At 60.4% G+C, this 16,138-nt stretch carries 17 protein-coding genes; 4 read left to right on the plus strand and 13 right to left on the minus strand.

Translation table 11 applies throughout. The features are described from left to right. The first annotated feature begins 1 nt into the window (after nucleotide 1). Complete coding sequence (locus JWR14_RS31035) at nucleotides 2-1,249, plus strand: GGDEF domain-containing protein (RefSeq protein WP_299717056.1); 1,248 nt, start codon at nucleotides 2-4, stop codon at nucleotides 1,247-1,249. Nucleotides 1,250-1,262: 13 nt separating this feature from the next. Here JWR14_RS31035 and JWR14_RS31040 read toward each other — a convergent pair whose 3' ends face one another. The 4 genes from JWR14_RS31040 to JWR14_RS31055 all read right to left on the minus strand — a co-directional run bounded on the left by JWR14_RS31040 (nucleotide 1,263) and on the right by JWR14_RS31055 (nucleotide 5,075). Then, a complete protein-coding gene (locus JWR14_RS31040; protein WP_299717058.1) occupies nucleotides 1,263-1,991 on the minus strand; it encodes a class I SAM-dependent methyltransferase in 729 nt (242 codons plus the stop codon). A gap of 168 nt (nucleotides 1,992-2,159) precedes the next feature. Beyond that, a complete protein-coding gene (locus JWR14_RS31045) occupies nucleotides 2,160-2,678 on the minus strand; it encodes an ureidoglycolate lyase (protein ID WP_299717060.1) in 519 nt (172 codons plus the stop codon). A gap of 6 nt (nucleotides 2,679-2,684) precedes the next feature. Then, on the minus strand, nucleotides 2,685-3,695 hold the full coding sequence (gene alc, locus JWR14_RS31050; RefSeq protein ID WP_299717062.1) for an allantoicase: 1,011 nt from the start codon (nucleotides 3,693-3,695) through the stop codon (nucleotides 2,685-2,687). Between the two features lie 51 nt (nucleotides 3,696-3,746). Then, nucleotides 3,747-5,075, minus strand: a complete 1,329-nt coding sequence (locus JWR14_RS31055; RefSeq protein ID WP_299717064.1) for a C4-dicarboxylate transporter DctA — start codon at nucleotides 5,073-5,075, stop codon at nucleotides 3,747-3,749. Nucleotides 5,076-5,312: 237 nt separating this feature from the next. Between JWR14_RS31055 and JWR14_RS31060 the strand changes: the two genes are divergently transcribed. The 3 genes from JWR14_RS31060 (at nucleotide 5,313) to JWR14_RS31070 (ending at nucleotide 7,229) form a co-directional block, all read left to right on the plus strand. After that, nucleotides 5,313-6,002, plus strand: coding sequence for a FadR/GntR family transcriptional regulator (locus JWR14_RS31060; RefSeq protein ID WP_299717066.1), 690 nt, complete (start codon nucleotides 5,313-5,315; stop codon nucleotides 6,000-6,002). Nucleotides 6,003-6,407: 405 nt separating this feature from the next. Beyond that, nucleotides 6,408-7,043, plus strand: a complete 636-nt coding sequence (locus JWR14_RS31065; RefSeq protein ID WP_299717068.1) for a 2OG-Fe(II) oxygenase — start codon at nucleotides 6,408-6,410, stop codon at nucleotides 7,041-7,043. A 60-nt stretch (nucleotides 7,044-7,103) separates the two neighbouring features. Further along, nucleotides 7,104-7,229: a hypothetical protein gene (locus JWR14_RS31070; protein ID WP_299717071.1), complete on the plus strand. Its 126-nt coding sequence runs from the start codon at nucleotides 7,104-7,106 to the stop codon at nucleotides 7,227-7,229. 74 nt (nucleotides 7,230-7,303) lie between these two features. Here the strand turns inward: JWR14_RS31070 and JWR14_RS31075 are convergent, their stop codons facing one another. From JWR14_RS31075 to JWR14_RS31115, 9 genes are read right to left on the minus strand one after another with little or no spacing between them, the layout of a single operon-like run. Next, the gene (locus JWR14_RS31075) at nucleotides 7,304-8,440 is read right to left on the minus strand and encodes a hypothetical protein (protein WP_299717073.1); all 1,137 of its coding nucleotides are present in this window, start codon (nucleotides 8,438-8,440) and stop codon (nucleotides 7,304-7,306) included. A gap of 58 nt (nucleotides 8,441-8,498) precedes the next feature. Beyond that, nucleotides 8,499-10,070 (minus strand): class I adenylate-forming enzyme family protein, encoded by a 1,572-nt coding sequence (locus tag JWR14_RS31080; RefSeq protein ID WP_299717075.1) that lies wholly within the window; start codon nucleotides 10,068-10,070, stop codon nucleotides 8,499-8,501. Continuing rightward, nucleotides 10,067-10,843, minus strand: a complete 777-nt coding sequence (locus tag JWR14_RS31085) for a VOC family protein (protein ID WP_299717077.1) — start codon at nucleotides 10,841-10,843, stop codon at nucleotides 10,067-10,069. Before JWR14_RS31085 ends, JWR14_RS31080 begins: the two co-directional genes overlap by 4 nt. Further along, nucleotides 10,843-11,274, minus strand: coding sequence for a PaaI family thioesterase (locus JWR14_RS31090; protein ID WP_299717079.1), 432 nt, complete (start codon nucleotides 11,272-11,274; stop codon nucleotides 10,843-10,845). The genes JWR14_RS31085 and JWR14_RS31090 overlap by 1 nt, the downstream gene beginning before the upstream one ends. A 32-nt stretch (nucleotides 11,275-11,306) precedes the next feature. Next, entirely contained in the window at nucleotides 11,307-12,311 is a 1,005-nt protein-coding gene (locus tag JWR14_RS31095) for a zinc-binding dehydrogenase (RefSeq protein ID WP_299717091.1), read from the minus strand. Between the two features lie 39 nt (nucleotides 12,312-12,350). Then, on the minus strand, nucleotides 12,351-13,352 hold the full coding sequence (locus tag JWR14_RS31100) for an ABC transporter substrate-binding protein (protein ID WP_299717081.1): 1,002 nt from the start codon (nucleotides 13,350-13,352) through the stop codon (nucleotides 12,351-12,353). Between the two features lie 21 nt (nucleotides 13,353-13,373). Further along, entirely contained in the window at nucleotides 13,374-14,147 is a 774-nt protein-coding gene (locus JWR14_RS31105) for an ABC transporter permease (RefSeq protein WP_299717083.1), read from the minus strand. A gap of 3 nt (nucleotides 14,148-14,150) precedes the next feature. Next, nucleotides 14,151-14,903 carry an ABC transporter ATP-binding protein gene (locus JWR14_RS31110; protein WP_299717085.1) on the minus strand — a complete coding sequence of 251 codons (753 nt, stop codon included), beginning with the start codon at nucleotides 14,901-14,903 and terminating at the stop codon, nucleotides 14,151-14,153. Beyond that, nucleotides 14,900-15,676: a GntR family transcriptional regulator gene (locus JWR14_RS31115; RefSeq protein ID WP_299717087.1), complete on the minus strand. Its 777-nt coding sequence runs from the start codon at nucleotides 15,674-15,676 to the stop codon at nucleotides 14,900-14,902. The genes JWR14_RS31110 and JWR14_RS31115 overlap by 4 nt, the downstream gene beginning before the upstream one ends. Nucleotides 15,677-16,138: the final 462 nt, after the last annotated feature.

A 16,138-nucleotide genomic window follows, 5' to 3' on the forward strand; every position in this document is an offset into this window, starting at 1 on the left:
GATGGCAGAACTGAGTGAAATTTCACGGTTTGACGCCGAGACGAATTTCAGACTTGACCGCCTGTGGTCCGAGTTTGAAGACCCGTCGGTGGAACAGGAGTTTCAACGTCATCACCGGATCGCAAATCATGCTGCGCTTGTGCGCGCGCTGTTTTTTTGCAGCGTGTTCTACGTCGCTTTCACGGTCACGGACATCAGTGCCCTCGGTTACACCCGCGCGACCCTTGTGCTGTTCCTCGCCCGCTGCTGCGTCGCGTTGACGTGCGTGGTGAGCTTACGGATTGCAAGCTTGCGGCAAGTTTCAGTGACCTCCCTGCGCATGGCCGCGAGCGCGGTCGAAGTGGTCGGCTTTGCGGCCTTCATGGCGATCACGTGGCTGCGTCCGACCGGCATGACCGTGCACTGCATGTCGATGGGCATCATGCTGATCGTGGTTTATAACTTCATCCCGAACAAGCTGATCTGGGCTTTACTCATAGCGCTCGCCGCGACAGCCGGATTTGTCGCCATTTCCGCCGCGTCGAAGGCGCTGGACCCGTCGGCGTTGCTGACATCGTCCATGCTCCTCGTTTTCACCAACGCCCTCGGTTATGTGATGGCTCGCCGCCACAATCGCCTGATCCGCGACCAGTTCTGCCAACACGCGATGTTGCGCAACCTCTCGGTGCGCGACTATCTGACCGGCTGCTTCAACCGGCGCTATCTGACCGATGTGCTGTTCGCCGCCGAGCTCCAGCGCACCCGCCGGTACAAACTCAAGCTCGCGGTGATCCTGTGCGACATCGACCATTTCAAGCAGATCAACGATACCTACGGGCACCCCGCGGGCGACGCAGTCTTGCGCACCTTTGCGGCCATGTTGCTTGCCCACACGCGGCATCAGGTCGACAGCGTGATCCGCTATGGCGGCGAGGAATTCCTGTTGCTGCTTCCACAAACGGATCTCGCCGGCGCGACGATGCTCGCCGAGCGGATGCGCCAGTCGTTGGAGCTGACGACCACGCGCGCGTGGGACGGACGCGAAGTGCGTTCCACCGCGAGTTTCGGTGTAGTGGCTGTGAATTGCGGGGGCGAATCAGATTCAGCCCTCGTAACCGAGGAAAGCCTGGTGGGCGCCGCCGACGCGCAGTTGTATCGCGCGAAGAACGCCGGGCGTAATCGGGTGTGCGCCAGCGCGGCGCCGGACGTGTGGGGTTCGTCGGACCGGGATGCCGGGCAAGAGGGCGTCGCAGCGGTCGCGCAGCCCTAGTCTCAGCGGCCGCTTACCGGTTCGCGGATACCAGCAACATCATGGGACGCTCCCGCTCCTCCGCCAGTTCGGGCCGTGCGGCGACCTCCTCATTTGTCGGTCCCCATTCGTGCACATGGGCGATCGTAAAGCCCGCGCCAATCAGGTGATTCAACAACGTGCCCATTGTCCGATGCTGCTTGACCACGCCATCGGCGAGCCAGTTGGTGATCCGGGCGCCTTCCCGTTGATAGCTGTCGACGGGCCAGGTCTTGCGGCCATTCTCATCGATCAACCATCCTGGATTGTGCGGCGCCATGTAGATCGGGTGCTCGATCGAGAAGACCAGCCTCGCGCCCGGCACAAGCGCGCGATGGATGTTTTCCAGCAAGCCGTGCAAGCCTTCAATGTAGTGAAATGTCAGTGAGCTATAGGCCACGTCGAAGCTGGCTTCCGGGAGATCGAGTGTCTCCAGATCGGCTTTTGCATAGGTGATTACCGGATCGGCAGACAACGATCTCGCGCGCTCCAGCATCTTTGCGGATACATCGAGACCGAGGACAGAGGCCGAGCCCTGCTCGCCTGCCCAACGGCAGAACCAGCCATAACCGCAACCAAGATCCACTACCCTGAGGCCGCGCATAGGCGGAAGCAGAGCCATAAGCGCAGGCCATTCCGCTGCGCCCGCCAGTCCTTGCACCGAGCGGCCCAGCTTGCTGTAACCCTCGAAGAACCCAGGGTCGTCGTAGATGTTCTGTGTCATTTTCCAATGCCTTCCATCGCCTGGTTTCGCCCCGCATCAAAAATCGGGACGCGTCCAGAATAACGCATGGAGCAAAGGCAAACATGGAACGCCGGCATCTCGAGAGCGTCATGGATTTGATGCCGGGCCATGCTCCAAAAACAAAAGCAAAGGCCCGGTTATAGGCTTTCACGCCGCTGATGAATAGACGAGATCGCCTTCGATCAGCCGCAAGTGCTCAGATAGATAGGTTTCCTCACAATTTGCTTCCTTCCCGCCACGATCCACCACGATAAAGTCCGCCGCCGCATCCAGCACGATCAACGGATGATGCCAGACGCCCCGCGCATAGTTCACGCCCTGCCAGCCCCGCGTGAAAAATGCGCGCAGTTTCGAGGCATCGAATTCACCCGCTGGCGCAACGACTACCAGATACGACACCGCGCCGAGCGGCAGGAACGCCTGGCTGCCGAGCGGATGACGCTCCATCATCGAGATCTCGACCGGCTGAGCGCGCGGCTGGCCCCGGAATACATTGATGAGCGGCCGGCCGCCAACGTCCGCGCCAACATCCACGCACGCCAGATCGTGGAAACGCTCTGTCGTGCCGCCGTTGATCGGAAAATGCTGCGCGCCGTCGAGTTCGATGACATCGCCGAACGGTTTAAACGCCGCGCGCGTCAGGGGTTCGAGCGTAAGCGTGTTCATATCTTCTTACTCGATCGCACCGAACAGGCGCAAGCGCGACACCCCGCCGTCCGGGAACATGTTGAAGCGAACGTGCGTGACGGGCCCGAGCGCGGCCACTTCGCTTTCGAATCGATGGATATTGTCAGCAGACAACTTCTGTTGCGGCAGCAACACCGGCCAGAACATGGCCTGCGTGACGAGCGATTCGTCCGTACCGCCCGCGACGCGTGCTGCTTGCAGCGAACAGCCATCGGGGAAATTGCCTTTGAAGTGGGCCGTATCGACTTCAATGGCGTGGATCACGCCGGGGTGCGCCAGCGCCACGATCGCCCAGTCGTTGCCGGGCTCACGGCGGCGCCGCGTCTCCCAGCCGTCGCCCATGTCCACGCCGCGCCCGGGCATCAGCATCTGCGATGCGGGTCCGAAATGCTGGTTGTTCGCCGCCACCAGATAAGCGCCATTTTCGATCGCCGCAAGATCGACTCGCGACCCGCGTTCAACGCGCGTCCAGTCCATTTTCGGCTGGCCATACACGCGCAGGCGTGCAATGCCGCCGTCCGGGTAGATATTCACGCGCAGGTGCGTGTAAGCGCGGGCATCGGCGATCGAAAGATAGTGATGCTGGTTGCCCTGCAGCGTGGTCGCCGGCACGATCTCGCGCCAGTCGGCATCGTCTTGCGGCGTGGCGCTGTCACTCGTGCAGGCATCAATTGACGCCGCCGGCGGGAAGTTGCCGGTGAAGTGGCTCGTGTCCAGGTCGATGCCGTGAATGGTGCCCGGCCGCGCCAGCCTGACGATGCAGAAATCGTAGCCGGTAGTACGCTTGCGACGCGTTTCCCAACCGTCCATCCACTTGCCGTTGTCGTCATATTTACCCGGGATGAAAACCGCCGGCTGCGGGTCGAGCATGCGCTCCTTGGGCGCGAAGAATTCATCGCTGGCGAAGAGCGCTGTGGCGCCGAGACGCGGATCGGCGAGGTTCATGAAGCGGCGGGTAAACGCCGGAGCGTTAGGGTCGAGTACGGGACTAGCCATGAAGTAGGTTCCTTTATAGCGATTCAGGGAATGGCGATGAGCACGGCGCGCTCAGACTGCGTGCGCGGGTTCGTGGCCATGGCCATGGTTTGCGCCGACGTGGTCGGCGGGGACGAAAAGCAGTTCGGCATCCTGGTTCAGCACGCGCGTGGCGCGGACCCGGTCGATATCTTTCTCCCACACGGCCACGACCACCGTCGCGACGCAGTTGCCGATCAGGTTCGTGACGGCGCGCGCAATGCCGACGAACCAGTCCACCGGCAGAATCAGCACGAGGCCGAGCACGGGAATGGCGGGGATCGCCGAAAGCGTGGCGGCAAGGATCACGATGGCCGAGCCAGGAATGCCATGCGCGCCCTTCGATGTCACCAGCGACACCAGTACGACCACGATCAGGTCATGAGTCGACAGCGGCGTATTGGTGGCTTGCGCAATGAAGATCACGGCGAGCGTGAGATAGATCGAGAAGCCGTCGAGGTTGAACGAATAACCGGTTGGGATCACGAGCCCGACGGTGGAATCCTTCACGCCCATCCATTCGAGCTTGCGCATGATCTGCGGCAGCACGGCGTCCGACGACGCGGTGCCAAGTACGATGAGCAGTTCCTCGCGCAGGTATCGCACGAGCTTGAAGATGCTGAAACCCGTGAGCCGCATCACGACGCCGAGCACGACGAAGACGAACAGGAAGCAACTGGCGTAGAACACGACGACCAGCATGCCGAGTTGCTTCAGCGACTCAACGCCATAGGTGCCGGTCGTGAACGCAATCGCACCCAGCACGCCGAGCGGCGCGAGCTTGATGATGAAGCCCATGATGCGAAAGAACACGTGCGACAGTTCATCGATAAGACCCGTCACGCGCTGCGCCTTCTCGCCAAGTAGCGAAAGCGCCGCGCCGAACAGCACGGAGAACACGAGCACCTGCAGGATGTCACCCTTCGCGAAAGCGTCCGTGGCGGTATCGGGGATGATCTTGAGCAGGAAGCCGGCCGTATCTTTCAGGCTTTTCGCGTGTTCGGTGTAGGTGGCGAGTGAACCGGCGTCGAGCGTATGCAGGTCGATATTCATGCCTACGCCCGGTCGGGTGGCGTACGCGAGCACAGCGCCGATCACGAGCGCGATCGTGGTCATCACCTCGAAATAGACCACTGACTTCAGCCCGACGCGCCCGACCTTCTTCAGGTTGCCCGCGCTTGCCATGCCCGAGACGACCACGCAGAACACGATCGGCCCGATCACCATCTTGATGAGCTTGAGAAAACCGTCGCCGAGCGGCCTCAGCGTTTGCGCGAAGTGGGGAAACACCGCGCCGATCACAATGCCCGCGACCAGCGCAATCATGACTCGTCCAAACAGGGAATTAAGAAATCTCAACACGGTGTGTCTCCTCGATGTCGCACGGCACGGGATTGGTGACTATGCTAACTGTTCAGACTGGTCGGACCAGTTGCTGATGAGGAATATTAGAAAGCCGATATAGTGGAGTCAAGAACCGTGTGATAGCGGTTTACCCGGCTTTTGCGTGCTATTCGTCCGGGGATTGCATGATGAAGCAGACGCTTGACGGCGCCGCGCCTACAATGGCGGTCAGACCGCGCCACTCTTAACCATCCTATGAAAAATCTTCCGCATACCGTGACCGATGCCGCCATCGCGACTATTCGTGAGCGGATCGAGACGAGCGTTTATCCGGTGGGGAGTTTGCTGCCGGCGCAGCGGCAGTTATCCGAGGAACTGGCAATCAGCCGCGCCTCGCTGCGTGAAGCGCTCTCCACGCTCGAAGCGCTCGGGATGCTGAATATTCGTCCCGGCAAAGGTGTGTATGTGAATAGCGCAGAGGCGGCCGGCGCGCATGCGTGGCGTTTCGCCGATCAGGCGTCGCTGCCCGATACCTACCAGATGCGCTTCGCACTCGAAGGTTTTGTCGCGCGGCTGGCGGCGCCGGCGATTGGAGACGCAGACATTGTCTGGCTGCAGGACAACCTCGACTCGCTGCAAGGCGCGCTGACCTGCGCCGAACTCGATGAAGCCGCGCAACTCGACTTCGCATTCCATATGCGGATTGTGAGCTTGGCGGGCAATACGGCGATTGAATCGATCCTGCGCGGCAGCGCCGACATCATGAAAGAGAGCCAGCGTTTGCCGTTTTATCGGCGGGAACTAGTGCTGTCGACGTATCACGAGCATCTGGCGATTGTCGAAGCGTTGAAGGCGCGCGACAGCGAACACGCCGGGCGCGCCATTGAAGCGCATATCGTGAATGCGGCTCAACGGGCCGGCGTGCATTTTCCGATTCCGGGCTAGTCCAGTGCAACATGTTGTCGCCGTAAATTGATGAAGCGAAACCGTCGCGCGGGTTATTCACCGTTTATGTTGAGAACCCTGTGGATAACGTGTCGGGCCACGATCTAAGCGCTTGATGTGACTCGGATTTGAAGCGCTGCTTCGGTTTGGTCAGTGGCATGGCGACTTGGGAAAAATCCGCTGAGCCGGAATCATGACAACGTAAATCACCAGCCCCGCAATGCTCGCACAGCGTTGAGGAACAAACGGGAACCGTCACGCGTCAGATGTTAAAATCTGCCGCTCAGACCCAAAGCGCCACCCAAGCCCCACCCTCGCTCATATCCGTTTCCCCGCTTAGTCCGTGTCCCACCTCGGACGGCCGTCCGAATTTCCACCCAGCACCTTCGTTCGAAGGAATCCGCAGTGATCCGATTACAACCGCCGGCGCATTCCGATGCGTCAGCAGATGGCCTGCATCGTCATATTGTCGATGCTGTTCATGAGCATGGCTGGTCGGAGCAGGACATTTTCTTGCCGCCGGATCTGACCCTCGCGCTGGCGCTGGAATGCGCGGCGCTCGCGGCGGCCGGCACGCTTACCCTTGCGCGCGTTAGCCAGGGTGCGGCGCGATCGCTGCAGCCTGGCGTGCGCGGTGACCGGATCCAGTGGCTGGAAGCAGGTCAGTCGGTCGCATGCGACCGCTATCTCGCGATCATGGAAACACTGCGCGTTGCATTGAATCGCGGCCTGTTCCTGGGTCTCGATGACTACGAAAGCCACTTTGCATTCTATGCACCGGGCGCTTCATACATGCAGCACCGCGACCGGTTTCGCCACGACGACAGCCGGATCGTATCCGTGATCGTCTATCTGAATGCGGATTGGCTGCCCGAGCACGGAGGGGCGCTAAGGCTGCATCCGGAAGGTTTGAACACGCAAGACATCTGGCCGGTCGGCAGCCGGATCGCGGTGTTTTTATCCGCCGACATGCTGCACGAAGTATTGCCCGCGACGCGCGACCGCTTGTCGCTCACGGGATGGTTCAGACGCCGCGCGTAGTGTTCGTCATGCCTTACGCAGATACCAGACTCCTCCTCGACGTGGACAAAGGCACACATCATGCAAATCAAAAGCTTCATTCCCGGCAAGGACACATCGCTGGATTCGACAGGGAAGGAAGCGCCCATCCACGGCAAGCTGCTGGCAGCGTATGACAAGCTGTTTGTGCCGGTGAACAAGCACTGAAAGTGGATTTGAAGCGCGTCATCCGCCAGACCGTTTCCGGTTTTCAAGCGCGAACTCCAAAGAGGACGCGTCCGTCAACCCGGCGCGTCGTCGCCCATCACGCCTTGTTCGCGAATCCACTGCGCGAACGCTTCATCCTCGAAGCGATATTCGCCATGCGCGAGCTTGGTCACAATGTTGTCGGCCTGAAGCCGGCGCAACGAATGCGCGGGTGTATTCATTGGCGGCGCCTTGGGCAGGCCGAGCAAGATCCCCAGTTGCTCTCGCGCCGCCTGGCCATGGAAGTCGGACGCCATGCCCTCAGCCATCATGCCGAGCAGCGCGCGGTCGGCCGGCAGCAATCCGGTCCACTGCCGCTTGAATTGTTCGTGATTAAACACGTGCTCTTTCGTGAATTGCAACGCGGCGTCGGGACCATCGAACGGATACGTAAGATGCCGTTCCAGAAAACGCCTGAAAAACTCCGGCGTGCTGTTGAGTTGGTCGAAAGCCGCGACCGCATGTTTCACCGAGAGCTGATGCTTGGCAATGGTGTTGACCTTCTCCACCATGAACTCAAGGAAATCGCGGCCAAGTAGCGGAAACGGTTCAAGCGGTGCCCAGTTGAAGAACGGTTCGGACGAGCGCCCGAACATGGTTCGCAGGGTGGACTCCGAACTGCCGGCAAAAATCACTTTCAGCCGGTCCTTGCGAACGTCCAGCCCTGCACGCAGCGCATGCGCAAAATTCGAGTGGGCCGCGGCAGCCAGAACTTGCGCTTCGTCTATGATCAGAAGCAGCGGCTTCGGCTGGGAATCGAAGGCCTTCAGCGCGTCGGATAAAAGCGTGCCGACATACTTCTTATCCTCCGCCGATAATTCTGCCTCGACCGACGCCTCACCGAATGCCGGAATGTTGCCCGTGGCCTTGAGCTTCTTAACCGGGTTTTTGGCACGGCGTGCCAGCCTGCCCCGCCAATTGGGCTCGATCGCGCCGTAGAGCGCACCTACCAGCGCTCCGGCGGGTTCCTCGTCGTCGTCCCACAAGTTCACGTACGCGGTCAGGTAACCGCCCTTCGTGGCTGCCGGGATAAGGTCTTTAAGCAGGAATTCAGTCTTGCCCATGCGTCGTCGGGCGAACAGCGTGCGCGCGGACGAAAGACCCAGCCCGAACAGGCTCAGATACCCCGCAGCGAGCTCCGGACGAGAAAAATGCCATTGATCGGGTTTCATATTTCAAACTATATCATCGGCTTTTAAATATATCAAACTCAATGATATAACTTGATAGTCAGCGTTCCTCAGGCCTTTGGAGGATGCCTTCATCCGTCAGCCGCTTGGCCGCTTCGCGCTTTAAAACCGCCCGGTCGATCTTGTTGGTCGACGCGAGCGGGAACGCATCGACGAACCAGACTTGCCGCGGATGCTGGTACGCCGGCGCGTGTTCCAGCGCGAACGCTTTCACCTCCTCCACGCTCAATTGCGCCCCCTGTTTCAGCACGACAAAGGCTACGGGTTTCGTACCCTTGATGGCATCGTCGACGGGAATCACGCTCGCTTGCTGGATCGATGGATGCCGCTCGAGCATCTTTTCCACGTCACCCGGGAAGATGTTTTCGCCACCGGAAACGAACATGTCGTCACGTCGTCCGATGAACGTGTAGAAGCCATTTTCGTCGCGACGGAATACATCGCCGGTGCGATAAAAACCGTCCGGCGTGATCGGCGTCGTCAGATCCGGACGGTTGTGATATCCATTCATCAAGCCCGGGCTGCGCATCTCCAGTTCACCTTCGCTCGAGCGCTCGCCGTTTGTATCCACTAGACGAAGTTCCACTTGTGGATGCGCCGCGCCGATCGCGTGCGCAGGCGTGGGCAAGCCCGCAGGGTGCGGTCCGAACACGACCGGCCCACCCTCAGTCGTGCCGTATGCGTTGATGACCTTCGCGTTCGGCAGCAGCGCATGAGTCCGCTCGAGCAACGCGCCACTGACGGGCGCCGAGCCCATCCGCACGTAACGCACCGATGACAAATCCGTACGCGCGAGCAGTTCATGCTCCTGCATCATCATGGCGATCATCGGCGGCACGGAAGTGAGCCACGTGCAACGATAAGTATCGATAGCACGAATGTAATTGCGGGCGTTGAAGGCCGGCATCAACACGGTCGTGGCGCGGGCGGCCAATGCAAGAAACACCAGCGCGAGCGCGTTCATGTGATAAAGCGGCGCGGCAATCAGCACGCGCTCGCCGCCCAACGGCTGCGCCTTCAGGCGCGTTTCAACCACCCAGAGATGACTCGCGTGCGAGAGCACAACGCCCTTCGGCCGTCCCGTGGAACCTGATGTATAGAGGAACAACGCCGCTTCTTTTTCGTGCGGAACAACAGGCTCGAAACTCAGGCCCTGCGATTTTGCTGGCGCGATAAACGACTGGAATGCTTGCGCGTCGATCGCTTGTTCCCGACCATCGAACACCACACGCGGTAGCGTGACGGGGGCGTCAGCGAAACGCTGGAAATCTGTGAAGACGAGACGCGCCCCGCTATCGGCGATCACCTCCGCGATCAGCGCGCACGGGAATTTATAGTTGACCGGCACAGCGACCAGTCCAGCGCGCATGATGCCCAGCATCGTCGCGACATAGTCCGCCGAATTCGCTGCGAGCAATGCAATGCGCTCGCCTCGCGCGTACCGGCTGGCGAGCGTATAAGCCACAGCGTCGGCGAGCGCATCGAGTTCAGCGAAGGTGTATTGACGCTCGTTGAAACCATCGTCAAGTCCAATGATGGCAAGTGTGTGGGCGCCTCGATCGCCACCCTCGCCGCGCGCAATCAGCGCGCCGAGATTCGTCGGGAAAGTCATGGTATGAATTCCAGCAAGGTATCAAAGCGAGGCAGTGCAACGAGCGCCCTTTTCAGCTCGATGAATGCAGGGAATCCCGCGGCGGCCGCGCGCTCACCCAACGAGCGCCAGTCCGGCGTGCGCACCGTGATCGCGGCATAACGCGGTCCGCGCGCGGCAATGCACTGCGCAGTCGTGCCAAACCGCGCATCGAAATCCGCTCGCGTCCAGTACACCAGTTCGAAGCCCCGCTCGATCTCGCCGAGTTGCACATACGGTTCAGGCGCGACATCGATCAGGTGCAGCGCGCTCAACCCCACCGCGCCATTCGGATGGCGCTGCCACTCGCGGCGGAAAACGAGCTCGGGCGTCAGGTGCTGACAGAAATAGACGCGGCCTCCGTCGAGCTGGCCTGGCTTCAGCCGCACGGTGGTGAACCGCGCGTCGGCGGGCGGCTCGCCGTCAAGGTCGACCGGCCGCGAGAAGGTCTGCGGCGGGGTCGCGTGGAAACCGGCGTGACGCAGCGCATCGAAAGTCGCGGCCGGATCGTCGATTCGGAACACGAGACCATCGGGACCCAGCGGACTCGACACAATCTCCTCGCGCACGGTCTTGCCATCGGCAGGCAAGCCGATGAGTTCAAGGTAGTGATCATCGAACACGATCGCGTGATTGATCGACCCGAGCGTGTGATACCCGCGCGGCGCAACCGTGAAGCCGAGTTGCTCGAAGGTGAGTTGAGCAGCGTCAGTATCGAAACGCGTGTTGATGACGAGATGGTCGAGCTTGAGCATCAGGGGGTTGGAGTTGCCGTCGCCGTTGAATAGGCGCCGCGTCCGCTGGCGACGAGCTTGCCGTCTTTATCGAAGACCTGTGCTTCGGACACGGACACTTGCGAGCCGAACTTGATCACCTTGCCCTTCACGGTCAGGTCGCCCTTGAACGCGGCGCGGTGATAGTCCACGCGCAGGTCGATGGTGGGCACGCCCCGTCCGGTCTTCGATACCAGCGCCCAATCCGCCGCCAGGTCCACGAGTGCGGCAAGAATGCCGCCGTGTGTGTAGCCCTTGTCGGGATTCACGACCCATTCTTCGCGCCACGTGGCACGCAATTCGATCTCGCCTTCACTCACCGATACCACTTTCAAACCCAGCCATTCGTGAAAAGGGCCCCGCCGCAAACGCGCCTCAATATCTTGCGCACTCGGCAATGTTGCTTCGCTCATGATGTTTTCCTCAGCTTTTCTCATCAACACATTCAGGGATTGACCACAACCTTGCCCAGCACTTCGCGGTCACGGATCAGGCGCAGCCCTTCGGCAGCTTGTTCCAGCGGCAGCGTCCGGTCGATGGCCGGCGCCAATTCTTCCGCCGCAATCTGGTCGAGCAGCGCACGCAGATTTTCATCGTAAAAACTGTTCGAACCGATGATCTTCAGCTCGAAGCTCCAGATGTATCGAAGGTCTTCGGCGGGCGCGTGGCCAGCCGTTGCGCCGCACACGAGCAGCGTGCCGCCGCGCTTCAGGCACTTCAGGGATGGCACCCAGGTGTCGCCACCCGTGAAATTCACCACGACGTCCACCCCACCCTCGTAAGTCCGGCGTTGCGGCTTGCCGTACTCACCGATCGCCCATTTCGAGAAATCGGTCGTCTTGTAGTTCACCGTATGATCGGCGCCGAGCGCTTTCAGCTGCTCGCACTTCTCGTCGCTGCCGGCACACGCGATCACCTCGGCGCCCAGTTGCTTCGCGATAAGAATGGACGCCGTCCCCACTCCACCGCTCGCGCCAAGAATCAACACGCGGTCGCCCGCCTTCACCGTCTTGTGCGTGACCAGCATGCGGTGCGCGGTGCCGTACGCCACGGGCAACGCGGACGCGGCGTCGTAGCTCACGGCATCGGGTAACGGAATCAACTGCCCGACCGACACCAGGCAGTATTGCGCCATGCCGCCGTCGAGCATTTCGCCCATCAGGCCTTTCTCGGGATACAGCGGATTCACAAGCACACGGTCTCCGGTCTTCCACCCTTCCACGCCGTCACCCAACTCCGCGATGTCGCCTGCCATGTCGAGCCCGATCACGACCGGAAACGGCACCTTGATGCCCGGCATGCCCTTCACGGTGAACACATCGTGATAGTTGAACGACGACGCGCGCACGCGGATCACCACGTGTCCGGGCGTGGCCTTCGGCACGGGTTTGTCGGTCACCACGTGGAGTTGATCGAGGTCGCCGTGCTCGTTCAGCACGAGCGCCTTCATGGTCGATGGAATGGGTGTTGTCACGGTGTCTGCTCCCTGTTATTGGATTGATTTCGACGCGGCATAGGGGCCGGTATCGAAGAGATCGGCGGGCAGCGTGCCTTTGATCACACCGCCATCCACGAATATCTGGTGCTCGCGCTTGAGCGTCTCCAGGTCAATCGGCTCGAAGGTCACGCGGTTGATATCCGACCAGCGCGAGGCGTACGCCTGTGCGTCCTCGGCGGGCAGGTTCGCACTCTTCTGCAAGATTGCTGCTACATCGTTCCGATGCGTCGCGCCCCATTGCAACGCTGTGCGCATGCCCGCGATCAGCTTCGCCACGTCTTGCGGATGTTGGGCGAGGTAATCTGCGCGGATCGCGCTCACGCCTATATAGGGCGTTGCGTCGGACTTCGTCAGCTTCTTCCATTCACCGCCAAAACTGCCGAGCCGCTTGACCTTCAATTCCTTCAGTTGTGCGATGGTTACCGATCGCAACGCTGCAGCATCGACCTGCTTTTGCACCAGGAACTGCGCAAGCCGCGCTTCGTTTCCAGGGACGATGGAAAAGTCGTTCGCCTTGATACCGTCATTGCCCTGCAGCACTGCGGTGGCGATCGCCGCGACCGAACTGCCCGGTGGCGACATACCGACTTTCTTGCCGCGCAGGTCCGCAAGCGACTTGATCGGCGAGTCCTCCGGCGCGACGAATTCGACATCGGCCGGTTGTGTCGCAAGCACGATCTTCAACGGCACGCCTTCGGCCGCCGTGCTGAAAACAGCGGCTGCCGGCGCGGCAAACGCGAAATCGATCGCGTTCGCGGCCAGTGCGCGATTCGGCGCGTTGACGTCGGAGAAACGAATGAAGATGACGTCGAGGCCGCGCTGCTGCAGGAATTTTTGCGCCTCGAGCACCGCGCCAAAACCCAGGCTCACACCGCTCGTCCAATAGCCGATGCGCATGGGTTCAGCGTGCGCCGTTTGCAAGGCGCCGAACATCGCGGTCGTCGCAACAGCGGTGGCCGCCGCCGCTCGCCTGAAGAATGAAATGCGTTTCATGGTTCCTTGTTCCCCGTTAGATCAGTCGGTCTTTTTCCATCGAAACAGGCGGCGCTCGAGTGGCTTCAACACACCCGCTTCGAGCAACAACATCAGGACAACGAGCGTGACGGTCCACGCGAAAACCTGGTCGGTTTGCACGAGATCGGCCGCTTGCCGCAGGCGGTAGCCAATGCCATTTGATGACCCGATCGTCTCCGCCACCAGCGACACACGCCAGCCGAATCCGAACGCAAGGCGCGCACCGGCGAAGAAATGCGGCAGGATGGTTGGCAGGAAAATCTTGCGCATGATCTGCGTTTGCGACATCCGAAAACTGCGCGCGAGCTCGACGTGATTTCTGTCGACTGTCAGCGCGCCTTGCCATACGTTTGTCAGGATCAGCGGCATGGCCGTCATGAACACGACGAAGATGGTGGTCGCGTTGGAGATGCCAAACCAGATGATGGCGAACACCGCCCAGATCGCCGACGACACGGTGTTCACAATAGACAGCAGCGGCTCGAAGAAATGCGCGACGCGCGGGTTCGAACCAAGCGCGATACCAAGCGGGGCACCGACTGCAGCGGCCAATAGAAATCCAGCCACGACGCGATACAGCGTGATACCGAGGTCATCGAAAAATGTGCCGCTCTGTACGAGCCCGACAAACGCGTGCGCCACTCTCAGCGGCCCGGGTAATACGAACTGCGGCATGCGCAGAGACGCGAGCCACCATGCCGCGAGCAGCAGGACAACGAGCACCGCGCGTTGCACAACAGTTGAAGCGAACGAACTACGCGGAACAGTGGACATAGGTCAGATCAGGAGACGCAATTGGCGGATCGCCTCGGCCACGGTGGGATCGGTGGCAGTACGCGGGCGCGGCAGGTCGACATCGACAATCTCGCGCACGCGGCCGGGGCGCGGCGCGAGCACCACGACTCGATCCGCAAGCACAATCGCTTCCTCCACGTCGTGGGTCACGAACAGCACGGTCATGCGCTGCATCGCGTGGATGCGCAGCAGTTCGTCGTGCATTTGGGAGCGCATCTGCGGATCGAGCTTGGAAAACGGTTCGTCCATCAGCAGGATGCGAGGGCCGGTGACAAGGCTCCGTGCGAGCGCAACTCGGCTGCGCATGCCACCCGATAACTGGTGCGGGTGAGCATCGGCGAAACCTTGCAGTCCGACCAGATCGAGAACTGCGTTTGCGCGCGTATGGCGTTCGCGAGCGGGAATCGCGGGGCTCGCCGCTTCAAGGCCGAACTCCGCATTGGCACGCGCGGTGCGCCAGGGCAACAGCCGGTCTTCCTGGAACATATACGAGAGCGCATTGCGGTCCTTCGTCCCTTCGCTGCGCTGGCCATCAATCCACAACTCGCCTTCGCTCGCTTCGAGCAGCCCTGCAACCATGTTAAGCAGCGTGCTCTTGCCGCATCCAGACGTGCCAAGGAGCGCCACTATTTCGCCTTGCGCGACATCGAAGGAAACGTGATCAAGAACCTTTAGTGTTCCGAAGTTTTTTCCCACGCTGCGCAATGAGATGGCAGCGGAACTCGTAGCGCTCATCGACGAAGCTCCGCCACCGTGTACAGCGGCAACGATGCCCCCGCGCTGGAAAGACTCGCGTAGACCTTCTCCATTGTCATGCTTTGGAACGTTTCTATATGACGGCGCGCAATGGTCTCCGCGCGACGTCCGTCGCCCGCGATGAACGCATCGATCATTGCGTTGTGATCGTGCTTGATCTCAGGTTTGGTTCCCTGCACGCCGAAGCCAAGCGCAACGAGACGCGACATTTCATCGAGCAGGCTCGCGAGCGTTCGATGCAACCGCTCGTTGCCGCTGGCCGCGGCTATCGCCAGATGAAACTCACGATTGGCGTCGAGGAAAACATCGATTTGCGCCGACAACGCCCGCTCCGGATGTGGCACGCGGCACGCCGCTTCGAGGCGCCGTAGCAACTCCACGTCCACGCGCCCGCAGGCGAGCCGCGCTGCGAGTGGTTCAAGTTGAACCCGCAGCGCGAACACTTCTTCCACGTCTTTCAAAGTGATCGCTGCAATGCGGTAACCCTGTCGCGGCAGTGACCGTACGAAGCCTTCATGCACGAGCCGCACGAGCGCAATACGGCAACTCGTTTTGCCGATGTCGTACTCCGACATCAACTGGCTTTCAGTAACCGTCGACCCGGGCATGAGCTTGCACGAAAGCAGATCGCGGCGAATGCGATCGTAGGCGTCATCGCCGCGCAACACCGCGGGGACAGATGGTGTAAGCAAATCGGGAGAAGAGCTGGCGGATTCGTCGTAGGTCATGGCCGTTGGTTGTGAGCTGCTCACGACATGGATTTGATACGTTCAAGAAACTATCGTAGGCGTTTACGCCATTTTTCGAAAACAAGTTATTTAAATAACTAAGGCTAGCCAGGAGATATCGTGGGAAGCTCAGGGGTTATTGAGTCGTCCGTGTCTTGTGTAGGCGGGGATTTACGTTCCCTTCACTGTCTTACAGACTTCTCCTTTCTACACCGATGTAAATTCTGACAATCATCGATAGTCCTTAACATGTTGTTTGTTGCTTGGCTCGCAACGAAGCAGTACCCAAGTGGATGAGAATGATCGAATTATTGTTTCCGGTAGACGGAATTGAGCGAAGAAATTAAGCGACTGCTGACCTGGCCTGCAGTTTGCATATATCCGCTTAGTAACTTCATGGGAGATCGATCATGTTCAAGACTTTTATTCCTGCTGTTGTTATCGCCTCAGCACTCGCCGCTCCGGCGCTCGCCTTCGCTCAAGACA

Origin of the sequence: Caballeronia sp., from assembly GCF_028292365.1 — a bacterium.
Lineage (GTDB): Bacteria > Pseudomonadota > Gammaproteobacteria > Burkholderiales > Burkholderiaceae > Caballeronia.